The sequence below is a fragment of the Sphingobacterium sp. BIGb0165 genome, from assembly GCF_024810095.1.
GTDB lineage: Bacteria > Bacteroidota > Bacteroidia > Sphingobacteriales > Sphingobacteriaceae > Sphingobacterium > Sphingobacterium detergens.
Map to the genome: position 1 here is coordinate 190149 of NZ_JANUEB010000003.1, position 18415 is coordinate 208563.

An 18415-nucleotide genomic window follows, 5' to 3' on the forward strand; every position below is an offset into this window, starting at 1 on the left:
GCCCTAAACGCTTGCAACAAATAGGGCTTCTGGTCAAGCAATTCTAACTGTAACTGAATTTTAATTCTTAACCTAAAACAAATGTATAAAAATTATGCAGAAGTTTGTCGTGCCCTACACGGACAAGCGGAAATTATGAAAAACAGCGATCGGACAGACTTTTGGGGAAGGTCGCATTGGAGGGGAAATATTATGCGTATATCGCTTACTACCATTATGATGTCCTGTTGTTTGCTTCATGTAGGAGCTAAAACTTATGGACAAAGTGTATCTATTCATGAAAAATCTGTTTCGTTGAGAAAAGTCTTTTCGACAATCAATAAACAGACAGGCTACTCCTATGTATGGGCAGCAAAGACTATTGATCCAGATACGAAGGTTCAGCTCAATGTTGAAAAAGGAACATTGAATGGAACACTTGAGAAATTATTGAATGATCTGAATCTTAGTTTTGAAATTAAGGGAAAGATAATCGTTGTACGTGAAAAAGCCGAACAAGGGGGAATTGTTTCGAACTACAATAGTTTATCAGATCAAAAGATGTTGATCAAGGGCTTTGTTGTTGATGATAACAATCGTCCATTACAAGGTGCGACCATTCGTGTCAAAGGTGTACCACAAGGTACGACGACAGATCAAAATGGGTATTTTGAAATCAGTAGCGTCAGTGCAAACAGTTTGTTGGAGATTACGATGGTCGGATTTTCACCACTTTCACTACCTGTAAAATCTGATCTTGGAACAATTAGGCTGCATGCAATAGATGCACAATTGCAGGAGGTTAATGTAACCGTAAATACGGGGTATCAAAAGATCAGTAAAGAGCGCGCTGCTGGTTCCATCGCGCAAGTCACTGCGAAAGATATGGAGGGACGATTGCAACCAAACCTATTAGATCGAATTGATGGATTGCTTCCTGGCCTGAATTTGGTTCGTAACACCTCTAGTCCGCAAAATAACAAAAATAATTTAGGTATTGAGATACGTGGTCGTTCAACAATTAATGCGCAGGCCGCACCTTTAATTGTCGTTGACGGTATGCCTTATGAAGGCGATCTCACTGCTATTAATCCCAATGAAATCGCTTCGGTTACTGTTCTAAAAGATGCATCTGCGGCCTCAATCTATGGTGTACGATCATCCAATGGAGTTATCGTCATTACAACAAAGATTGGTACAGCAGGCAAAACCAAGGTCGATTATAGCAATACCTTGTCTTTTCGCGGGCTGCCGAGTCGCAATTATCTAAATAAGATGAGTAGTGCTGAATTGGTGAACTTTCAAAAAGAAATGTTTGATTATCGTTCTGGCGATTACGCTGCGATAGATCCTAGAAAGGCCATGAATGACGTTTACCGAATTCTCTATAACAAGAAAGGAGGTGTAATCTCAGGGGAGGAAATGGAGAAGCAGTTGGATGTTTATCGAAATAGGGATCGTTTTAGTCAGATGGATGAATTCTTAAATACAACTCGATTTGACCAGCAGCATAATTTAGCGGTTTCTGGAGGATCAGACCGATATACTTATCATTATTCGTTAAATTATAACCAGCCTGGAGATTATAACAAAGGAAAGCCTACCAATAAAGAACTGGGATTTAGCTTGAAAAATAACTTTAAGTTTACGGATTGGTTTAACTTAAGAGCGAATATTCTAGGGAAAAATCAAAATAGAGAGGGAGACATTGGTTTCAATTTTTACGACAATTATATTGGCGGAAAAGCTTCATATTATCTTCTCCGTAATGAGGATGGTTCCGCTTCCCAGTGGTTTAATTCGAAATCTCAATATGAGATAGATCGCTTAAATGGATTAGGCCTGGAGGAAGAGACTTATATCCCTGTAAATCATATTTCTGCTGTACATGAAAAGTTTTATAATAAATATCTCAATTTAAATTTTGCAGCAAACTTTAAGATTACTAGAGGGTTGGATTTCGATTTATCCTATCAGAGTGAAAGAACCGAAGGTTATAATGGAACATTAAATAGAAAGACCTCACAGTTGGTCAGCGCTATGGTTAATGATGCTACACAGATCGGAAAAGATGGATTAATAAAACGTAATATTCCTCAGGGAGGGCAATTTGCAGAACAACGTAATGATGTCAATAGTTATACCTTACGTGGTCAGTTCAACTATCAGAACATCATCCAGGATAAACATGAAATCGTTGCCATAGCAGGTGCTGAACGTAGGCAAATTAATAATCGATATACCAATATCTATAAATATGGCTATGATGAAAGCAGTTTAGTTTATAAAGGAATTAACGAAGAGTTGTTCGGAATTCAAATTCAAAATACACAGGCACTGTTTAATAGTTATTCTATCTCAAAAAGAGAAGCCGGTTTTCAGGATTTAGTTGATAGATTTGTCTCTTTTTATGCGAATGGATCTTATACATACAGCAAAAAGCTGACATTAAGTGGAAGTATACGGATAGATCAATCTAACCTATTCGGTACGGATATCAAAAATCAATATAAACCCTTATGGTCAATAGGAACGTTGTATCATTTGCCAAAAATAGATTGGCGGCCATTAGATCGTTGGTCTCTAAGAATGACCTATGGCGTGAATGGTAATGTACCGAAGGACAATGGGCCTTATTTGATTTCGCGGGTCAGTAATAGTTTAAACTATTTTAATGGTGAAATGCAGGCTTACATTGATTCGCCTCCTAACCCCCTGTTAAGGTGGGAGCGCACAAGTGTATTCAACTTTGGACTTGATCTTTCCCTATTCAATAATAGACTTTCCTCTTCTATAGATATTTATAGCAAAAAGACCACAGATCTTTTGGGAAATACGCCATTAGATCCAACATTGGGTTGGGATATGGTGTTGCTTAATTATGGTGATCTGCGCAATAAGGGGATCGAATTGGGGCTTAATGGCAAAATTATCCAACACGAAAAGTTCAGCTGGAACGGTACCTTGAATTTTAGTTACAATAAAAATGAGATTACGAATCTGTTTGTACAGCAAAATACGCCATACTATTATTATTATGCTCCTCAAAACCGAGTCGGCATCCCAATGGGAAGTTTATATAGCATCGATTACGCAGGATTGAATGATAAAGGAAGACCTTTGGCAAGAAAGGCGGACGGCAGCCTGGTCGAAAGTACACAGCAATTGACAGTCGACGATCTCATTTATGAAGGAACTACAATTCCACCGTATAATGTTTCTTTCAGAAATGGGTTTAGATATGAAGACTTTACCCTTTCCTTCATGTTTATTTTCAATGGTGGCCATGTAATGCGAGGTGTTCATCCCGAGTTTTTAAGTAAATATGCCGAATTGAACTATAACAGTAACTTCGATAAGCTTTGGTTGAATTATTGGAAAAAACCGGGGGATGAAAATAATCCCGATATTGCCCCAGCGTTCATTTCAGCAGCCTCTGGTAATATATCGGACATCTATAATGCGGCACACAAGTTTGTTCAAAAAGCAGATTACATCAAGTTGAGAGATATTTCCCTGTCTTATAATTTTCCAAGCAAATGGATTGCGCCGACCAAACTGAGTTATATCCGATTGACTGGGCAGATATTGAATGCGTGGCGTTGGGCTGCAAATAGGGAAAATCTTGATCCTGAAGTGTGGACCGGTTATAGCTCAGTTACCAGCCCTGGTAGGGGAGTGTTAGCACCAGTGGTATATAATTTAGGCATGTCTGTCGGATTTTAAAAAAAGAGAAATAATGAGATATATATATATAGGATTGCTATTTAGCTTAACTATTTTGAGTAGCTGCAATAAATACTTAGATATAAAACCAAAGGGATTTACGATTCCGGAAGCGCTTAACGATTACAAATTATTATTAAATGATCAGTCGTTGGTACGTGCCTCACCCGTTTATCCAAATTATTTGGCCGATAATATACAATCGGGCGATCCACAGGACGTACAATCTGCTGCGAGCTTTGACTATTATGATTATGTGAAAAAACAGCTATATAGCTTTGCTCGGGGGGCAATATTCGAAAATGGTCAGTATGATCCGTATTGGGAAACAGCATATAGCCGCATCTTTACTTACAACGTAATCATAAATAATGTATTGACTTCATCCGATGGCTCGGAGGCTGAGAAAAAAAAGGTATGGGCCGAAGCAAAAATCGGTCGGGCATTTGAGTACCTGAGTCTGGTCAATATCTATGCTGCCCATTACAACCCAGCTAGTGCGGACAAGGACTTAGGCGTACCTTTGGTGTTAAAAGAAGATATAAATCAAAAATATGAGCGTGTGTCAGTACAGGCTATCTATGACCAAGTATTAAAAGATCTTAATGATGCACTTCCTAATCTAAGCACAACACAATCAAATAAATTTCAGGCGGTACGCTCTGTGGGACATTCTTTTTTGAGTCGGGTATACCTTTATCAAGGAAAATTCAAAGAGGCTTTAGATAATGCTAAGCAGGCACTAGCCTCCAATAGCAATCTGATCGACTATAGCTTATATACAAATAAGGACAAAACAACATGGGGAAGGGTCTGCTTAAAGACTGACAATTCGATACAATTTCCGGATTCAAGAACCAATATTGAAGCAGTATGGTCGAGATTAGGTACAAGTTCATTGGGAACACAAAATGCTGAATTTTATGCGTCCAAGGAATTAATTGATACTTACGCCAAAGATCTTCCTGCTGAAGCAAAAGACAAGCGTTATGAATTATTTTTCTGCCGTGATCAAGCCTCCTTTGGTCCTAATTTAATCAAATTTCCCGGACGTGTACTTTATGCGCCTTATGTTGAATTCAGTACAGGATTTAATACCTCAGAATTATTTCTGATCGCTGCGGAAGCAGCCGCGCGCGGTGGAAACATTGTAGAGGCTTTGGGTTTCTTGAATACACTAAGAAATAGCCGTATTGAAAATAATAAGGCATTGACAGCTAATGATCCGAAAGTAGTGCTACAGCTGGTTCTTGAAGAGAGACGACGTGAGATGCCTTTTACGGCTTCTGATAGATTGATCGACCTGAAGCGTTTGGTTATTGCGGATAATTATAAGAAATCAATTAAGCATCCGTTGGCCAGTAGAGTATTTGAAATGGAGTCAACAGACCTTAGAATGATAATTCCGGTCCCACCCAAAGTACTTTCCCTAAATCCGGGAATTCCACAGTATGAACGATAAAAAATATAAATGCTTTTACCTAACCAATCTTTGCCCATTATAAGCAAAGATTGGTTCCAAGTTTTAAAAAATATTTTCATGAAGAAACTACTATTGACATCGCTGGCCTTCATACAGTCTGTAATATTGCTGGCGCAAGAACATATACAATTCCAAAAGGTGACTTTTAGCGAAGCGAAGGAATTAGCAAAAAAAGAAAATAAACTGATCTTTTTAGATGGTTTTACCTCCTGGTGTGCTCCTTGTAAATGGATGGAAGGCAATGTGTTTTCACAGCCTGAAGTTGCCGATTACTTTAATTCGAAATTTATTAATACCAAGTTTGATTGTGAGGTAGGTGAGGGAGTGGACATTGCAAAAAATTATCAGATAAAAAGTTTTCCTACCTATTTGTTTCTGGATGGGCAGGGGACATTGATCTATAGAACGCAGTCCCGTATGGAGGCCGATCTTTTCCTGAAGCAGGCACAACAAGCTAATGATTCCAACTACCAAATTCCCAATCTGCGTAAGCAGTATGATCAAGGAGTTCGTGAATCTAACTTTCTGTTGCGCTACATAAAAGTTATGGAACAAACGGACAATAAGGCTACCAATAATGCCAAAAAAGCTTTGGACAGTGTTGCCACTGATGAGTTTTTAAGAAGTCCAAATGGTTGGGAAACGATAAAAATGATGGCACAGAGTATGGAGGATCGCTATGGTAAATTTTTCGAATCAAATAAGACGTATTTTAAAAGCATAGCCTTGGCAACTGAATTTGAGAATAAGGAAATACAGCTCTTGCGATATGCGATGTATGGTTACATCCGTGATAGCAAAGCCGACGAATTTAGAAAAGGACTGGTCTATTTTGAGCAGTCAAATAAACCGGAACACAAGATTGACGCTGCAATGTATCAGGTTGAATGGATCGCAGCTCATGGTACAGAAAAAGAGTTTGTTTCGTTGACTGACAAATTGCGGAAGGGACTCCTAAAAGACGAGGATGAGAAGCTTAGTTTTATTGCACGACGTAATGCCAATGCAAAAGGAGATGTTGCTAAACCTGCTATCCTTAAACAATGTTACATCCTTGCAAAACAGGCAGCAGAGATGAATCCATCGAGTTATTCCAATCAGGGAACCCTAGCGGATATCTGCATTGCATTGAATAAAAAGAAGGAAGCCATCAAAGCGGCAGAAGCTGCGAGAGGCTTGGCTGAATTGGAAACTTCAAAAATCATTAAACTGGCGGATGCGCTATTGGAGCGTGCTAAAGCACTTTAACAATCAACATGAAAAAAATATTTATATCAGCTCTTTTGAGCTTATCTATGATTGGAATTGTCGTGGGACAAAAACAAGATTTTAAGCTGACTCTCAACGGACAGCCTCCTGCTTCAGAGGCTAAGGTATTTGTCCGCTATTTTGTTGGTCAAAAACTGAAAATAGATTCTGTCAGTTTAAATTCTTCAAATGTAGCTTATAAAGGACAAATTGATGAACCTACACAGGTCATATTGTTTTATTCTAAAGATGGTACTTCATTTTTCCATAGAAAGGGGGGACCCATGCAACGCCTTACATTTTATGTAGACCCTCTTGAGGCTAATACAGAAATTGTTATTAAAGATCCTTTTGAATCATCTATTGTAAAAGGAGGACAATTGCAGGCTGCTTATCGGAAATATCAAGATTATCTACATTCCTATGAGCAGCAGCTGATCGCTCAGCAATCCAAACGTGCTGACTTATATCAGGATAAAAATCGAAACGAAGAAGCACTGAGGCAGGTCTCGACAGAGATCGAGAAAATCGAAGAGCTGCGTGTACAGGCACAGCGTAAATTTATTGTCGAAAATCCGGATAATTATTTTAGCTTATTGGCACTTCAGGAAGTAGCACGGTATGGAAGTGATGTCAGCCAGATTGAACCTCTGTTTCTCAAATTATCTGTTAACTTACGAAAAACAACAATAGGAGAGAAGCTTGAAGGAGAAATACTACTTGCCAAGAAATTGGGAATTGGACAACCAGCGCCGGATTTCGGACAATTGACACCAGATGGTCGCTTGCTGAAATTATCGGATTTCAAGGGTAAATATGTACTATTGGATTTCTGGGCTTCTTGGTGTGGTCCTTGTCGTGCCGAAAACCCACATTTAGTTGAAATCTATAAGCAATTTAAAGGACCCGGTTTTGAAATCTTGGGAATCTCACTCGATAAACCAGGAAAGAAAGATAATTGGACAAAAGCCATCGAACAAGATGGTTTGAAATGGCCGCAGATATCTGATCTAAATGGTTGGCAAAATAACGCTGCCCAGCTATATGGTATTCAGGCTATCCCGCAAAATTATTTGATATCGCCTGAGGGGAAGATCGTCGGTATTAATTTAAAAGGCAAACAACTAACTGATAGACTCACAGAATTAATCAAATAAGATTATAAAAAGGGGACATTTCAATGCAATGCCCCCTTTTTAACTCAAAAAAAGTGGATTCTCTGTGTCGACATCCATGCAATTGAAAAAATGATTAGAATAGTTGTTTCTTAAAGTTGTCTATTCTTTCGTTGAGTGTGCTGAGATGCTCGGGGTTAATGACACCATTGTTCAGATCAAAATTTTCATAGAATTTTGGCAGTGAAAAGCTTTCTTTGATGATAGCGCCAAATTGCGGGAAGAATTTTTGAGCCTCGGCCATTACATTCCCACCACCATAGCCGCCAGGAGAGGTAGTCATTAGTAACATTGGTTTGTCTTGAAATACCTTTACGTTTATCCGGGAAGCCCAGTCGAAAACGTTTTTAAAGGCAACACTATACGAACGATTATTCTCCGCTAATGAACAGATAATGATATCGCTTTCGGTAATATTATCCAGAAAACGATGAGCCTCCTCTGGAAAACCATTTTTTTCCAGATCGACAGAAAAAACAGGCATATTATAATCGTTGAGATCAATCAAGTTTATTTCATGGTCACTAAAACTTTTCAGAACAAACTTGACTAATTGTTTATTGATTGAGGTGGAAGAATTGCTTCCAGCAAATGCAAATACTTTCATGTTGTGCTTTGTGTGTTTGTCTATACCGTGAATTTACCGAATTTTTAGATAAAAATGGCTCCTCCATTTCATTATTGGATTATAGTAGGGTATTATTATTTTATATGGTGATAGATAAGTATCTGCTTGAAAAGATGAGTCAAGTATCATTACCAATATCCTATCCGCAGAATAGACTTTTATCTGATGAAAGTAAAAAACAAAACCAATTCTATTGAGATCGAATAAAAACTGGGTTATTTTTTTCTTGAACGTGTAAAATATTATCTCCTATCTTCTTTAAAAATAGAATACATTGGGATATCATAATATTTCCCATTTTTCTTCAGATGCTGTTTCAGTAGGGCTTCTTTTTTCATACCTATTTTATCCATGACTTTTCCTGAAGCTGGATTGTGAGGAAAATAAGTGGCATAGATCTTATTGAAATTCAATTCTCTGAACCCATAATCGATAATAGCTTTTGCCGCTTCAGTAACATAGCCATTATTCCAGTTTGGAATGCCGATCCAATAACCTAATTCCGCTTTATCCGAACCTTCATCGTGAAGTCCTATAGCCCCAAGTAATTTCCCTGTTTTATCCCGAATTGCAAAAGTAAATCCCTTTCGGTTTTTAAAGGCCTCGGCCGATAGTGTAAGCCAAAACTCAGCATCTTCTCTTCGATAGGGGTATGGAATATTTGACGTATAATCAGAAAAGACCTTGTCCTGAAGATATATTACTATCTGTGGTATATCTTCCACTGTTATTTTGTCGAGAATAAGTCTTTCTGTTTCTAATCTTGGAAAGTCATGCATCTTGTTGGTATTAATAAAGTGGTTGTAAACAATTGAATTAAGGTTATCTTGTATTCAGAACAAATTTACATATCATTTTTAAAATGGTATCCGCTTTTACAATTATCTTTATCCACTTTCTTTTTTCAATAAGCTCGTATTTCGTAAATATCAGCTTTTACTCATTTTGTAGATGTATACTCAGGTGATAGTTAATGTACATACCAATGCAATATAGGGCTGAATATTAATTGCGTAGGTTGTTTGAAAATTGACAGTCTAAAATAATAATGACAAATAATAATTAAGATAGAGATTCACTTTTCTCATGCTGATTGTTCTCTATTAATTCAATATGTCCTTCAATAATCAATAAATAGAAGTTTTCGAAACAATCCTGATATATTTTGTGCTCAAGAAGTTTGATCTCTTCGGTAATTCGTTCTTTGGGTATGCCGATATAACATAATTCCGGATTAGCTTCTGTGATTTCCTCCCGGCAGGAGAAATTGTGGAGTTGTTTATACAAATCGTTCAGATCGGCAATATCTTCACTGCGATGGTACGAGGGATGAAACCATACCCAAAACTCTGACTGATTTTTATAGGGGTGTGGTAGTAATTGAACAGAAGTGTCCCTAAATAAATCTCCGGGATGCTTTTTATAGCGAAAATGGGTTGCAGTGGCCTTTATACTATTCATAAGGTTAATTTGAGTAAAGATCTACAAAATATATTCGAGAATAAAGCGTATCAAATTAAATATCGTTAAATTTATTTAATAATAAAAGTTTATAATTATTTGTATGCGTTCTGTTCTATTTTCCAGATTCTTACATTATTTTACTTTAATTGTAGATCTTATTGATTTTTTGCTAGCTGCTCATCAATCCATTGCCCGAGCGCAACTCGTTCCCTATATCGCATATAAAAGTATTGGCCATTTGCTTTAGCTTCAATTACCCAATTGTCGTCTGCATGCTGCTCTTTATACCCTTGTATTGTGTAGATAAATCCGATTTAGAAAATAATCTAAATACAAATTTTATGCGTTATAAGGGACTAGATTTATTGAACCGAACCTCTAAAAAAAAGCTCACAGGTAATAGTGTGATTTAAATTAACTAACTTAGCTATTATCCTTGGTTGCAGGGTTCGGAACATTCCCTAGTGAACTAGAAAAATGAACCGGCTTTGGGCCACTTGCCCCCGAATTTTCGGGGGCTTGTTTTTTATCTTTTAAAGTGTTGAAATTCGTTGTTTTGAATAACCCTAACAGCCGTAAATCAACATTACTTTACGTGGTATTGGAATAGAAAACTAATGATGATAAAATTCTTAAAAGCAAAAGGTACGCTCTTTTTTATCCTTGCGATATTAGGACTCATGGGTATCGCAGCAACCGTTACGATATTGGGTACGGGGCCTTCTGCTCCAGATAAATTGATGGCTATATACATCGGAATATTTGGCCTGATTCCAATCCTGCTGCTACTCATTGTTGATCGGATCTGTGTATGGAAATTTGGGGCAACTAAAGTAAATAAAGTAGAAATGTATATCCTTGGTATCTTTATTTTACTTCTTATCTTGAACTGGATCCGATTGCAGTCGCAACTTTAGAAGGTATAGATTATGCAGCATACTGAAAACTATGATACCCATCCATAACAAGGAATTGTCCACCCAGGGAATTGAGATGCTTCCATTTAAGGAACTCTCTCAAGGACCTGCCGTACCCCATCGGGACGATCACTATATGTTTATTCTACAGCAAAAGGGGCGGTCATGTTGGACCATCGATTTTAAACAATGGATACTGGAGCAGGTATCGGTTTGTTTCGTCGCGCCCGGTCAAGTTCACCAATGTCTATTGAATGAACATGCTAAATGCTGGATGCTTTTTGTAGAGCCTAAACTGATTCCTATGGAATATAGAACTATGATCGATTCTTTTATGTATAATCGACAGGTTATCAGCTTGAGACCAGATCATCCTGTATTTACACTGGCTGCAATCTTATATGATTTTATCGAACAAGGAGAAAAAATCTTCTATCAATCTATTCTCCAAGCACATGTCAATGCCTTGATAGGGTATTTAACAGCAGCTTTTGTACCCCAAAGTCAAATACATAAGAAAACAGGTAGCCACAAGTACCAGCTTGTGACGATGTTTAAAAACTTGATAAGCCAGCAGTTTAAGGAAGTTAAACAGGTAAAAGACTACGCTGAGCAACTCCATATAACACCGTTGTATCTCAACGAAGTAAGTAAGGAGATAACAGGGTTTATTGCGAGCTATTGGATACAGAACGAAGTATTATTGGAAGCACAACGACTACTATTTTATACAAATATGGATGTCAAAGAAATCGCTTTTAGCCTCGGCTACGAAGACCATACCTACTTTTCGAGGTTTTTCAAGAAAAACTTGGGATGCACTGCAGGACAGTTTCGGCAAAATAACCATTATTTGTCCAATCATATGCATGAATAACGACCTATAATATACTAAACGGCTATCTAATTTTGCATCTGTAAAATTTAAATAATATATACAGATATGAAAGAAGAAAACCAATCGATGTGGACAATCAGTCCGATTATGATTTCGGTATTTGCGATATACCTCTGCATCGGTATCACCTTGGGAACAGTTCCTGCGTTGATAAAAAATGAACTTCATTTTAGTCCTTTAATTGTGGGAGCGGTAGTGGGAATTCAATTTATTGCCACCTTGTTAACAAGAGCTTTTGCTGGAAAAATAGCTGATACCAAAGGCGCTAAGACTGCTAAGCAGTATGGTGTCATTATGACAATGCTAACAGGCCTGATCTATATGACAGCGTATCATCTTCGGGATTTTCACTTATTGGCTTTATTGATGCTTTTTGTTGCAAGAATAGTACATGGTATAGCTGAAAGTTTGGCTATTACTGGCGCATTAACTTGGGGTATTGGACTAGTGGGGCATCAAAAATCGGGGAAAGTTATGACCTGGAATGGTATTGCCATGTATGCAGGTATTGCCTTGGGAGCACCCTTAGCTATTTATCTATCCGGGGTATGGGGTACAAGTTATGTTTTTGGGATAATGATTTTGTTGTCTGCCATAAGCTGGATCTGCACGATCAAGCTACCCAATCTGCCAGTGGATCCTTCGCATCAACGGACTCCTTTCTATAAGGTTATAGGGATGATTTCCGAACAAGGACTCGCATTAGCATTTTCTTCAATAGGATTCGCCTGTATATCATCTTTTATCACGCTGCTGTTTACGGAGAAAAGCTGGATAAATCCGTCCTTAGCATTTTTAGCTTTCGGTGGTTTCTATGTTTTGACAAGAGTATTTTGTGCTTCTTTTCCGGATAGATTTGGGGGTTATAAGGTGGCTATGGTCTCTTTAGCGATTGAAATGATGGGGCAGATGCTGATTGGTTTCGCTAGTTCGGAAGCCATGGCGATTATAGGTTGTAGTCTCACTGGAATAGGATTCTCACTAATCTTCCCAGCACTTGGTGTGCTCGCTATACAAAAGGTAAGTCCACAGATGCGTGGAACGGCATTGGGCGCTTATGCTGCATTTTTTGATATTTCGCTAGGAATAGCCGGACCAGTTGCGGGTATTATCGCAGGATGGCATGGGTATCAATCCATCTATTTCTTCGGTGGTGTGGCAGCAGCTGTATCCATGTGGATTTTGATCGTTCAGAAAAATAAATAATTAAACTTTAACGATGGCTAGGACTACAAGCTTTAGCTTGCTGTTAATCCTGTTTGGTAGCCTTAGCTAGCATATTGGTAATGAGCTGGTCAAACTCAGCTTGTGAATCGACGAGATATGCATTTTGATAATGGTCGATGCGGTGCTTGATATTCGTACGTATTTCTTGTTCACTGTAGGTGGAGATAATAATAACATATTTATCACTGAGGTCGATTTGCTCTAAAATGTCATTGACCGAAAAGTTACCACCACTACTAAAGAAAAGTATGTCGGCTTGAGCTGCAGCTGTATAGAGGTTGGCGTCATTGAGTAGACGGAGCTGATCATTGCCTTGGATCAAGGCCGAATAAGTGTCAGTTAACCAAAAATAAGGCTGCCAAAGGCAAACAGTGTAGCATGTTTTGAAGGGAAGTGGAACCCGTTCATTTGAATTGTTACATTGTTTGCTGTGAGCCGCGGGTGAAAGGAATTTATCTACTGTAATTGGTCTGCTCGATAGTCGCGTAAGGCTTCTGGCTATATTAGCTCGATGTATGTTGTATTGCGTAGCTGTATCAAAACCTTGGCCAATGCTACTGTAGGTATATAATTTCTGAGGCCAGATAAATAGCATATTAAATCGCGATCTGATTTTGTTATCCAATATCTTCATTTCATTACAAATAGCGTCAAGAAAATCCTTGGTATTAATATCCGATTTCTTTTCAATCCTCGGGATAGAAAATAAACCGGATATTAGAGTTAAAGGTGCTTATTGGGTTAGCCCAGTTTTGGACTAGATAATCGTTCAATAAATTACATACTCACTTTATAGCGAATATTAATTGCCAGCTGTCCTACGAAATCGGCTTTTCTGAGACCTTGGCTGTTTAATTCAGCCATTGTTTCGGCACCGTTGATCACGATATCCTTCAAATCAGGTTGATCGTCCTTAGAAGCGGTTTCTTTGAAAAACTGAACGGCCTGCCCAAGTTCGTAGCTATTAGCGATAGCTTGGCTTAAAGTTTCCTGTAAATCATCAGGCATAGTCATCAACTGAAATTTTTGACTAGTGGTCAATGCGAAGTTTGCGGCCATCCAGGATAGAAAGTTTTGACGAATAGCATTTACCTCGACTTCGAGCAAGCTTTCTGGCAAAGCCAAGATTCTAAATTGTACCTTGGCTACACCATGGTTGTTGAATTGCTGTTTCATTATTTAAATTTATTATATTACAATATCTCAATCTTTGATCATAAATAGTGTGATTTTTGCTTAAAAATATGATAACACGACAGTGAAATGTAGGTTATTGGTCGGTTATACCTTTCTAATACATCAATTGACTTTCTAAAATAGCAATTATCGTTCGTTTATCATCGTATTTGAGCTTTTAATAGTGTTATTCTTTTGTTATTTTTTTATAAATATTATCGTTTGCGTGATGTTTTGTTTTGTGATTTCGATATTATTTGTTATATTAGTATACTTTTGTGAGTAGATATTATTAATTTAGTTATCCTAACCAGATATTAATTCGGAGAAACGCCATGAAATCTATCATTTATTTTTTGAGTTCGCTGATGCTGTCTATTGTTTTTAATCTAAAGACAATATCGTTTCAAGGTTTTTTGGACCGGTCAGATCAGTTGAAATATTGGATTTTGGTTGTTATTATGCTCTGTGTTTTTTGGATTGGAGCAACAATGGTATCATTAGTACTTAATTTGCCCACATACTGGAGTGTACCTTACATGCGTGAGCGACTGGGGGAACAGGCCAAAAACATACCCGGACTAGATATTGTTCTACATTTTATCGCTTTCTTTTCACTTTTATTGGTTTCTGTTTTTCCATTTATACTTTTGTATGTAGCTGTTATCTTTGTTTACAGCCAGTCGTCAGTAGAGCGATCGATGCTTTTTGAATTACATATGCAGGTCTATGGAATACGTTATGCCACTATTTTTGTTTCATATAGTCTAATGGTCTATATGCGAGAAAACTGGTCGTTACTCTATCATTCTGTTGGCCAACGGCAAAACCTTGCTGTAATCTATAATCGGCCACTCATGCAGATAGTGCACAATGTAAGTTTAGAAAAAGAATTACCAGCTCCACAGCCAATGGTGACAAAAAGGCGACCTTTTATCAAAAAAAGACCCGCATTTGAACAGTTTGAACAGACCCCTGCGATAATTTCTCTAAACGAAAAGCGAACCATAAAAGAAAGTGGGATGAAGAGGAAAGAACAGCCCTATGGAGTGGATATTGATAACATCGATGTATATCTATTGGGGGACCTGTTAGATAAGCGGGGAGAATTTGTACAACAGATCAACCTGCAGCAACTTCGATTTGTTGATATTGTCGCCGTATATACAACAGCAGAAACTAAATGTGTTATCTTGCGTAACGGTACAACATTGGATTGCCCGACAATCTTTGATCAGTTAAAGAAGATCGGGATGGAAGACTGGATTGTCAAAATATCAAAAAATTATGCGATCAATATGTTCTTTGTACAATACCCAATAAAACGTGTGGCGGATGACCTGAAATTACAGCCCTTTATTGAGAAAATGCTGTTGCAAAATATTCAGCGGGAACAGCTTAGTGAAATATTGAGAAGTGGGAAGGGCCTTAGAGGACATAATGTTAAGCTTTTCTTAAATAATCAACAGGATTACACGCGTGCCGGATGGGATGCTTATATTAGAATATAACAGCCATATAAACCCTGCATAAAGGGGCTTTTATTTATAGGTTTTGGTTTTCCGTTATGTCAGATGGTATAGCGGTTTTTTATTTTTAGAGAAATTTATCTATTTTTGCCGAAATAGATCATAATTGTTATACATTTTTAGAACGTAAGGTCATGTAATACTGTGCCGATATGCAGGAAGAATTTAATCAGATGGGATAGATGACCAACTCGATTACTGCTATACCTGTGTTTTTAATCAGTATTATTCACTTTAATTTAAAAAAATGGAATCAACAAAATATGGTCGTACCTACCATTTTCCTTTTTCACCGGGAACCAGCAGTGACGATCGTTTTAATCATGAGTACTGGACGGATATACAATCCTTTTCACAGCTACTTTACACTGAAAAATTGGATGGCGAAAACAATTGTCTATCCAAACGAGGTGTATTTGCCCGGTCACATGCTGCTCCAACGACATCCCCCTGGACAGCACAATTACGGGAACATTGGGGACGATTGAAAAATGATTTGGGCGACTTGGAGTTTTTCGGTGAAAACCTTTATGCGGTTCATTCTATAGCGTATACACAGTTGGAGCATTATTACTTTGTATTTGCGGCTCGAATCAACGAGGTCTGGCTTTCATGGGAGGAAGTTACCTTCTATGCTAACTTGTTTGACTTGCCGATGGTACCAGTATTGCGATCAGACAGTGTACGAGATCTGACGGAAACACAGTTGGAAAAAACTGTACAACACCTGGCATCTCAACCTTCGATCTTTGGGTCTGTAGATCCTGGAACAGGAATTAGCTGTACCTCAGAAGGTCTGGTCTGCCGAAATGCGGAGGCATATCCCGCCTCCAAATTTCAGCATAATATCTTTAAGTATGTACGCAAAGGACATGTACAGACGGATGAACATTGGACTAAATCTTGGCAAAGAACAAAACTTATTTGGGAAAGGGGGAAAAACTAATGGAATGGAAATTAACAACAGATAAAGATTGGCTAAAACTGGAAAAGCAATTTTCCTGGGTAGAAGCTATGCGGAATGTTCCGCAGGATCCGATTCATCACGCAGAAGGTAATGTTGCTATTCATACCCAGCTAGTGCTTGAGCAATTGCAACAATCCAATATCTATAGGAGATTAGGTAGGCAACGACAGGAGCTGCTTTGGGCTGCCGCATTACTGCACGACGTCGAAAAACGGTCTACGACCGTAGTCGATGGACAGGGACGGATTAGTTCACCAAGTCATGCGCGAAAAGGTGCACAGACAGCACGTAAAATATTGTTTCGTGATGTTGAAACTCCCTTTTCCCTCCGGGAAGAAATTGTAGGTTTGGTTCGTTTTCATGGTCTACCGCTCTGGCTGATGGACAAAGTTGATCCAATGCGTAGCGCGTTAGAAGCATCGTTAAGGGTAAATATGCTAGAATTGAAACTTCTAGCCGAGGCTGATGCCAAAGGGCGAATATGTCAGGATCAAGGAGCATTGCTTTATGCCCTAGAGCTATTTGAACTGTATGTAAAAGAGATTGACTGCTGGGAGTCACCTCGATCTTTTTCGACCCCAAATGCTCAATTTACCTACTTCAACAGCGCGGATGGTTATGTGGATTATATTCCTTTTGATAATTTTAGATCAACGGTCATCATGCTGTCTGGGTTGCCTGGTATGGGAAAGGATCATTATATCGTTAACCATAACAAGGATATACCAGTCATTAGTCTTGACGATATTCGTCGTAAATATCGTATCGAACCAACAGATAGAAAGCGGAATGGTTGGGTCGTGCAACAAGCGAAAGAACAGGCTAAGATTTATCTACGCCAGGGTCAAGACTTTATATGGAATGCAACTAATATCACGGCCTTAATGCGGAAGCAGTTGATAGACCTCTTTGTTAGTTATCAGGCCTATGTTGAGCTGGTCTATATCGAAAAACCGTACCGTCAATGGCGCGTACAAAATCGAGATAGAGCCCATCCGCTTCCAGATGCTGTATTGGATAAAATGCTCCATAACTTGGAAGTACCACAACTGACGGAAGCACATGAGCTCCGTTATATAGTTGAATAACTCATAACCTCAGGTTGTTTTTGACGTACGCAATAAAAAATCTATTTAAAAAATCAATATTTTTGATAAACCTCATCACCAAGTGAACGCTTATTTAGAGCATGAAATGCTCGGAAGCGGGGTCTTTGGTGTTGATAGGTTAGTCTATCTCTTGTATTTTGGAGGAGTGAATACTGCTTAATTCATTTGGATGATTTATTGGCAAAAAAATTGCTTACAGAGTTTATCCGATGATGATAAGTAGTGTTTACTTAAGCCATACGGACAAATGGGGACCGCATAATGAAAAGTTCAGCTCTGAAATAGCTTTGCATTTTAGCAGGATAGCTCCTTTATTATGGGACGGATCCTGTATATTGATGGCGTTGAACGTTTAGCTCACCGACTGGTTCAAAAGGGACATAAGAAGAAAATGAAAGGAACGAAAGCATATGCACTGTGCGCTACGGATAATGTAAAAAGATCTAAAGACGATCAAATCAATACGGCTTTGATCTTGTTAGGCTCTAATATTGATCCTGAAGAAAATATCATCAGAGCCTTGAATTATATTCAGAAATTGGGAACGATGGGCAACCAAACGGATTTTATCTATACTAAACCCCTTCAATTTGAAGCCCAGCCTGATTTTTTGAATGGCGCATTATTATTGCATACCTGTTTACTTTTAGAGGAATTACAGCGTGAATTAAAACAGATCGAATTGGATATGGGACGCCTCAGAAACGACAATAAGAACACTCCCCGAATCATCGATCTAGATATAATTACTTTCAATGGAGGCATTGCCGATGAAAAAGATATTGTACAGCTCCCTTTCTTGTATGACTTTGTAAAACAACTGCAACCAGAAATATTCAAATGGCAATAGAGAATTCGTGATCTTTTGTATATTTGATAGACGATTACC

16 protein-coding genes are annotated in these 18415 nt (G+C 38.2%); 11 read left to right on the plus strand and 5 right to left on the minus strand.

Annotated features, from left to right (window positions below; translation table 11 throughout):
- Positions 1 to 81: 81 nt before the first annotated feature.
- The 4 genes from M2408_RS07405 to M2408_RS07420 all read left to right on the plus strand — a co-directional run bounded on the left by M2408_RS07405 (position 82) and on the right by M2408_RS07420 (position 7593).
- Positions 82 to 3705 (plus strand): SusC/RagA family TonB-linked outer membrane protein, encoded by a 3624-nt coding sequence (locus M2408_RS07405; RefSeq protein ID WP_259180451.1) that lies wholly within the window; start codon positions 82 to 84, stop codon positions 3703 to 3705.
- 13 nt (positions 3706 to 3718) lie between these two features.
- Positions 3719 to 5167, plus strand: coding sequence for a RagB/SusD family nutrient uptake outer membrane protein (locus M2408_RS07410; protein WP_259180452.1), 1449 nt, complete (start codon positions 3719 to 3721; stop codon positions 5165 to 5167).
- 78 nt (positions 5168 to 5245) lie between these two features.
- Entirely contained in the window at positions 5246 to 6436 is a 1191-nt protein-coding gene (locus tag M2408_RS07415; RefSeq protein ID WP_259180453.1) for a thioredoxin fold domain-containing protein, read from the plus strand.
- Positions 6437 to 6444: 8 nt separating this feature from the next.
- A complete protein-coding gene (locus M2408_RS07420) occupies positions 6445 to 7593 on the plus strand; it encodes a TlpA disulfide reductase family protein (RefSeq protein ID WP_259180454.1) in 1149 nt (382 codons plus the stop codon).
- Positions 7594 to 7687: 94 nt separating this feature from the next.
- Here M2408_RS07420 and M2408_RS07425 read toward each other — a convergent pair whose 3' ends face one another.
- The 3 genes from M2408_RS07425 to M2408_RS07435 all read right to left on the minus strand — a co-directional run bounded on the left by M2408_RS07425 (position 7688) and on the right by M2408_RS07435 (position 9700).
- On the minus strand, positions 7688 to 8218 hold the full coding sequence (locus M2408_RS07425) for an NADPH-dependent FMN reductase (protein ID WP_120260739.1): 531 nt from the start codon (positions 8216 to 8218) through the stop codon (positions 7688 to 7690).
- Between the two features lie 263 nt (positions 8219 to 8481).
- Positions 8482 to 9018 (minus strand): GNAT family N-acetyltransferase, encoded by a 537-nt coding sequence (locus tag M2408_RS07430; protein WP_259180455.1) that lies wholly within the window; start codon positions 9016 to 9018, stop codon positions 8482 to 8484.
- Positions 9019 to 9301: 283 nt separating this feature from the next.
- Positions 9302 to 9700: a hypothetical protein gene (locus M2408_RS07435; protein ID WP_259180456.1), complete on the minus strand. Its 399-nt coding sequence runs from the start codon at positions 9698 to 9700 to the stop codon at positions 9302 to 9304.
- Positions 9701 to 10320: 620 nt separating this feature from the next.
- Between M2408_RS07435 and M2408_RS07440 the strand changes: the two genes are divergently transcribed.
- The 3 genes from M2408_RS07440 to M2408_RS07450 all read left to right on the plus strand — a co-directional run bounded on the left by M2408_RS07440 (position 10321) and on the right by M2408_RS07450 (position 12724).
- Positions 10321 to 10620: a hypothetical protein gene (locus M2408_RS07440; RefSeq protein WP_259180457.1), complete on the plus strand. Its 300-nt coding sequence runs from the start codon at positions 10321 to 10323 to the stop codon at positions 10618 to 10620.
- 31 nt (positions 10621 to 10651) lie between these two features.
- A complete protein-coding gene (locus M2408_RS07445; RefSeq protein ID WP_259180458.1) occupies positions 10652 to 11497 on the plus strand; it encodes a helix-turn-helix domain-containing protein in 846 nt (281 codons plus the stop codon).
- A gap of 66 nt (positions 11498 to 11563) precedes the next feature.
- Entirely contained in the window at positions 11564 to 12724 is a 1161-nt protein-coding gene (locus tag M2408_RS07450; RefSeq protein WP_259180459.1) for an MFS transporter, read from the plus strand.
- 43 nt (positions 12725 to 12767) lie between these two features.
- Here M2408_RS07450 and M2408_RS07455 read toward each other — a convergent pair whose 3' ends face one another.
- Positions 12768 to 13379, minus strand: a complete 612-nt coding sequence (locus M2408_RS07455) for a hypothetical protein (protein WP_259180460.1) — start codon at positions 13377 to 13379, stop codon at positions 12768 to 12770.
- Between the two features lie 143 nt (positions 13380 to 13522).
- Positions 13523 to 13921 (minus strand): hypothetical protein, encoded by a 399-nt coding sequence (locus M2408_RS07460; protein WP_223582440.1) that lies wholly within the window; start codon positions 13919 to 13921, stop codon positions 13523 to 13525.
- Between the two features lie 335 nt (positions 13922 to 14256).
- On the opposite strand from M2408_RS07460, the gene M2408_RS07465 reads away from it, so the two are divergent.
- The 4 genes from M2408_RS07465 to folK all read left to right on the plus strand — a co-directional run bounded on the left by M2408_RS07465 (position 14257) and on the right by folK (position 18376).
- On the plus strand, positions 14257 to 15432 hold the full coding sequence (locus M2408_RS07465) for a hypothetical protein (protein ID WP_259180461.1): 1176 nt from the start codon (positions 14257 to 14259) through the stop codon (positions 15430 to 15432).
- Positions 15433 to 15697: 265 nt separating this feature from the next.
- Entirely contained in the window at positions 15698 to 16396 is a 699-nt protein-coding gene (locus M2408_RS07470; RefSeq protein ID WP_259180462.1) for an RNA ligase family protein, read from the plus strand.
- Positions 16354 to 17505 carry an AAA family ATPase gene (locus M2408_RS07475; RefSeq protein WP_259180463.1) on the plus strand — a complete coding sequence of 384 codons (1152 nt, stop codon included), beginning with the start codon at positions 16354 to 16356 and terminating at the stop codon, positions 17503 to 17505. Before M2408_RS07470 ends, M2408_RS07475 begins: the two co-directional genes overlap by 43 nt.
- Before the next feature lie 337 nt (positions 17506 to 17842).
- Entirely contained in the window at positions 17843 to 18376 is a 534-nt protein-coding gene (folK, locus tag M2408_RS07480) for a 2-amino-4-hydroxy-6-hydroxymethyldihydropteridine diphosphokinase (protein WP_259180464.1), read from the plus strand.
- The last annotated feature ends 39 nt before the right edge of the window (positions 18377 to 18415 follow it).